Annotated in this window: 2 rRNA genes; both read left to right on the top strand. The window is 55.9% G+C overall.

The window, feature by feature from the left end:
• Window positions 1–27: 27 nt before the first annotated feature.
• Window positions 28–1,552: ribosomal RNA gene (locus tag EIO58_RS12325) — 16S ribosomal RNA — on the top strand.
• 382 nt (window positions 1,553–1,934) lie between these two features.
• A 23S ribosomal RNA gene (locus tag EIO58_RS12320) occupies window positions 1,935–5,021 on the top strand; the annotation flags it as partial.

The following is a 5,021-nucleotide window of genomic DNA, read 5'->3' as shown; positions in this document are numbered from 1 at the left end:
TTTTCTGGTGGGGTTGTGCATCATTTTTTTATGGAGAGTTTGATCCTGGCTCAGGATGAACGCTGGCGGCGTGCTTAACACATGCAAGTCGAACGGTGAAGCCCAGCTTGCTGGGTGGATCAGTGGCGAACGGGTGAGTAACACGTGAGCAACCTGCCCCTGACTCTGGGATAAGCGCTGGAAACGGCGTCTAATACTGGATATGTATCACGGCCGCATGGTCTGTGGTTGGAAAGATTTTTCGGTTGGGGATGGGCTCGCGGCCTATCAGCTTGTTGGTGAGGTAATGGCTCACCAAGGCGTCGACGGGTAGCCGGCCTGAGAGGGTGACCGGCCACACTGGGACTGAGACACGGCCCAGACTCCTACGGGAGGCAGCAGTGGGGAATATTGCACAATGGGCGCAAGCCTGATGCAGCAACGCCGCGTGAGGGATGACGGCCTTCGGGTTGTAAACCTCTTTTAGCAGGGAAGAAGCCTTCGGGTGACGGTACTTGCAGAAAAAGCGCCGGCTAACTACGTGCCAGCAGCCGCGGTAATACGTAGGGCGCAAGCGTTATCCGGAATTATTGGGCGTAAAGAGCTCGTAGGCGGTTTGTCGCGTCTGCTGTGAAATCCCGAGGCTCAACCTCGGGCCTGCAGTGGGTACGGGCAGACTAGAGTGCGGTAGGGGAGATTGGAATTCCTGGTGTAGCGGTGGAATGCGCAGATATCAGGAGGAACACCGATGGCGAAGGCAGATCTCTGGGCCGTAACTGACGCTGAGGAGCGAAAGGGTGGGGAGCAAACAGGCTTAGATACCCTGGTAGTCCACCCCGTAAACGTTGGGAACTAGTTGTGGGGTCCTTTCCACGGATTCCGTGACGCAGCTAACGCATTAAGTTCCCCGCCTGGGGAGTACGGCCGCAAGGCTAAAACTCAAAGGAATTGACGGGGACCCGCACAAGCGGCGGAGCATGCGGATTAATTCGATGCAACGCGAAGAACCTTACCAAGGCTTGACATACACCGGAACGCCCTAGAAATAGGGAACTCTTTGGACACTGGTGTACAGGTGGTGCATGGTTGTCGTCAGCTCGTGTCGTGAGATGTTGGGTTAAGTCCCGCAACGAGCGCAACCCTCGTTCTATGTTGCCAGCACGTAATGGTGGGAACTCATGGGATACTGCCGGGGTCAACTCGGAGGAAGGTGGGGATGACGTCAAATCATCATGCCCCTTATGTCTTGGGCTTCACGCATGCTACAATGGCCGGTACAAAGGGCTGCAATACCGTGAGGTGGAGCGAATCCCAAAAAGCCGGTCCCAGTTCGGATTGAGGTCTGCAACTCGACCTCATGAAGTCGGAGTCGCTAGTAATCGCAGATCAGCAACGCTGCGGTGAATACGTTCCCGGGTCTTGTACACACCGCCCGTCAAGTCATGAAAGTCGGTAACACCTGAAGCCGGTGGCCCAACCCTTGTGGAGGGAGCCGTCGAAGGTGGGATCGGTAATTAGGACTAAGTCGTAACAAGGTAGCCGTACCGGAAGGTGCGGCTGGATCACCTCCTTTCTAAGGAGCTTCTGGCGCTCTTCGGGGCGTCCAGGCGCCAGTTCACCACCGGATGTGTGGTGCTGGTTTGCTCATGGGTGGAACATATGACGAGGCCTCTTCTGGTGGTCTTTCTGCTTAGTACGTCGTCTTCGGATGGTGGGAACGGTGGGGAGGGTGCTGGTGGGGGCGTGCACGCTGTTGGGTCCTGAGGGACCGGGCTTTGGGCCTTTGGGACTTCTGGGCTCATCCTGTCGCCGGTTTTGCTGGTGGGTGGGGTGGGTGCCGCCCGTACTTTGAGAACTACACAGTGGACGCGAGCATCTTAAAGAAGACGCTCTGCATGCTCTTCGGGGTGTGTGGGGTGTTGAATGTTCGATCCTTGATGGATCGGCTCATGTGATTTCAAGTCTTTAAGAGCAAACGGTGGATGCCTTGGCATCTGGAGCCGAAGAAGGACGTAGCAATCTGCGATAAGCCTCGGGGAACTGATAAGCAAGTTTTGATCCGAGGGTGTCCGAATGGGGAAACCCCGCCAGGGCGCGTGCGTGCCTGGTGACTCCCGCCTGAATATATAGGGCGGGTAGAGGGAACGTGGGGAAGTGAAACATCTCAGTACCCACAGGAAGAGAAAGCAACCGCGATTCCGTTAGTAGTGGCGAGCGAAACCGGAACAGGCTAAACCGAGTACGTGTGATATCCGGCAGGAGTTGCGTATTCGGGGTTGTGGGACTTTCCGTGCTGTTCTGCCGAGCAGCGAACGTGATGCGTCGATATAGGTGAACGGTCTTGAAAGGCCGGCCAGAGTGGGTGCCAGCCCCGTAACTGAAATGTCGGACGCAGCGTGGAGAGGATCCCAAGTAGCACGGGGCCCGAGAAATCCCGTGTGAATCTGTCAGGACCACCTGATAAGCCTAAATACTCCCAGATGACCGATAGCGGACAAGTACCGTGAGGGAAAGGTGAAAAGTACCCCGGGAGGGGAGTGAAATAGTACCTGAAACCGTTTGCTTACAAACCGTTGGAGCCTCCTTAGTAGGGGTGACAGCGTGCCTTTTGAAGAATGAGCCTGCGAGTTAGCGATATGTGGCGAGGTTAACCCGGGTGGGGTAGCCGTAGCGAAAGCGAGTCTGAATAGGGCGATTCAGTCGCATGTCCTAGACCCGAAGCGAAGTGATCTATCCATGGCCAGGCTGAAGCGACGGTAAGACGTCGTGGAGGGCCGAACCCACTTAGGTTGAAAACTGAGGGGATGAGCTGTGGATAGGGGTGAAAGGCCAATCAAACTTCGTGATAGCTGGTTCTCTCCGAAATGCATTTAGGTGCAGCGTTGCGTGTTTCTTGCCGGAGGTAGAGCTACTGGATGGCCGATGGGCCCTACAAGGTTACTGACGTCAGCCAAACTCCGAATGCCGGTAAGTGAGAGCGCAGCAGTGAGACTGTGGGGGATAAGCTTCATAGTCGAGAGGGAAACAACCCAGACCACCATCTAAGGTCCCTAAGCGCGTGCTAAGTGGGAAAGGATGTGGAGTTGCTTAGACAACCAGGAGGTTGGCTTAGAAGCAGCCACCCTTGAAAGAGTGCGTAATAGCTCACTGGTCAAGTGATTCCGCGCCGACAATGTAACGGGGCTCAAGCACGCCACCGAAGCTGTGGCATTGACATTATTGGTAGGCCTTCGTGGTCCAGCCGTGTTGATGGGTAGGAGAGCGTCGTGTGGCGAGTGAAGCGGCGGGGTGACCCAGCCGTGGACGCCACACGAGTGAGAATGCAGGCATGAGTAGCGAAAGACGTGTGAGAAACACGTCCTCCGAAAGACCAAGGGTTCCAGGGTCAAGCTAATCTTCCCTGGGTAAGTCGGGACCTAAGGCGAGGCCGACAGGCGTAGTCGATGGACAACGGGTTGATATTCCCGTACCGGCGAAGAACCGCCCCAATCAATCCAGTGATGCTAAGTGTCCGAATCCCGGTGACGGATCCCTTCGGGGTGATGCGCCGGGCCTAGCACACGACCCTATGCTGGTGCGGTTAGCGTATTAACAGGTGTGACGCAGGAAGGTAGCCCATCCCGGGCGATGGTTGTCCCGGGGCAAGTGCGTAGGCCGAGAGATAGGCAAATCCGTCTCTCATTCAGGCTGAGACACGATGCGGATGAAAAGTGGGTGATCCTATGCTGCCGAGAAAAGCATCGACGCGAGGTTCTAGCCGCCCGTACCCCAAACCGACTCAGGTGGTCAGGTAGAGAATACCAAGGAGATCGAGAGAATCGTGGTTAAGGAACTCGGCAAAATGCCCCCGTAACTTCGGGAGAAGGGGGGCCATCGGCGTATTAGGACTTGCTCCGAAAGCGTTTGGTGGCCGCAGAGACTAGTGGGTAGCGACTGTTTACTAAAAACACAGGTCCGTGCCAAGTCGCAAGACGATGTATACGGACTGACGCCTGCCCGGTGCTGGAAGGTTAAGAGGACGGGTCAGCCGCAAGGCGAAGCTCAGAATTTAAGCCCCAGTAAACGGCGGTGGTAACTATAACCATCCTAAGGTAGCGAAATTCCTTGTCGGGTAAGTTCCGACCTGCACGAATGGCGTAACGACTTCCCAACTGTCTCAACCGCGAACTCGGCGAAATTGCATTACGAGTAAAGATGCTCGTTACGCGCAGCAGGACGGAAAGACCCCGTGACCTTTACTACAGCTTGGTATTGGTGTTCGGTGTGGCTTGTGTAGGATAGGTGGGAGACTGTGAAGCGGATACGCCAGTATTCGTGGAGTCGTTGTTGAAATACCACTCTGGTCACTCTGGATGTCTAACTTCGAACCGTGATCCGGTTCAGGGACAGTGCCTGGTGGGTAGTTTAACTGGGGCGGTTGCCTCCCAAAGAGTAACGGAGGCGCCCAAAGGTTCCCTCAACCTGGTTGGCAATCAGGTGGCGAGTGTAAGTGCACAAGGGAGCTTGACTGTGAGACTGACAGGTCGAGCAGGGACGAAAGTCGGGACTAGTGATCCGGCAGTGGCTTGTGGAAGCGCTGTCGCTCAACGGATAAAAGGTACCTCGGGGATAACAGGCTGATCTTGCCCAAGAGTCCATATCGACGGCATGGTTTGGCACCTCGATGTCGGCTCGTCGCATCCTGGGGCTGGAGTAGGTCCCAAGGGTTGGGCTGTTCGCCCATTAAAGCGGTACGCGAGCTGGGTTTAGAACGTCGTGAGACAGTTCGGTCCCTATCCGCTGCGCGCGTAGGAAGTTTGAGAGGATCTGACCCTAGTACGAGAGGACCGGGTTGGACGAACCTCTGGTGTGCCAGTTGTACTGCCAAGTGCACCGCTGGTTAGCTACGTTCGGGATGGATAACCGCTGAAAGCATCTAAGCGGGAAGCCGGCCTCAAGATGAGACTTCCATACCCTACGGGGTGAGAGGCTCCCAGCCAGACTACTGGGTTGATAGGCCAGATGTGGAAGCACGGCAACGTGTGCAGCTGACTGGTACTAAT

It is taken from the genome of Microbacterium sp. CPCC 204701 (assembly GCF_004010105.1).
Classification (GTDB): domain Bacteria; phylum Actinomycetota; class Actinomycetes; order Actinomycetales; family Microbacteriaceae; genus Microbacterium.
This window is presented reverse-complemented; position numbering and strand designations above follow the sequence as displayed.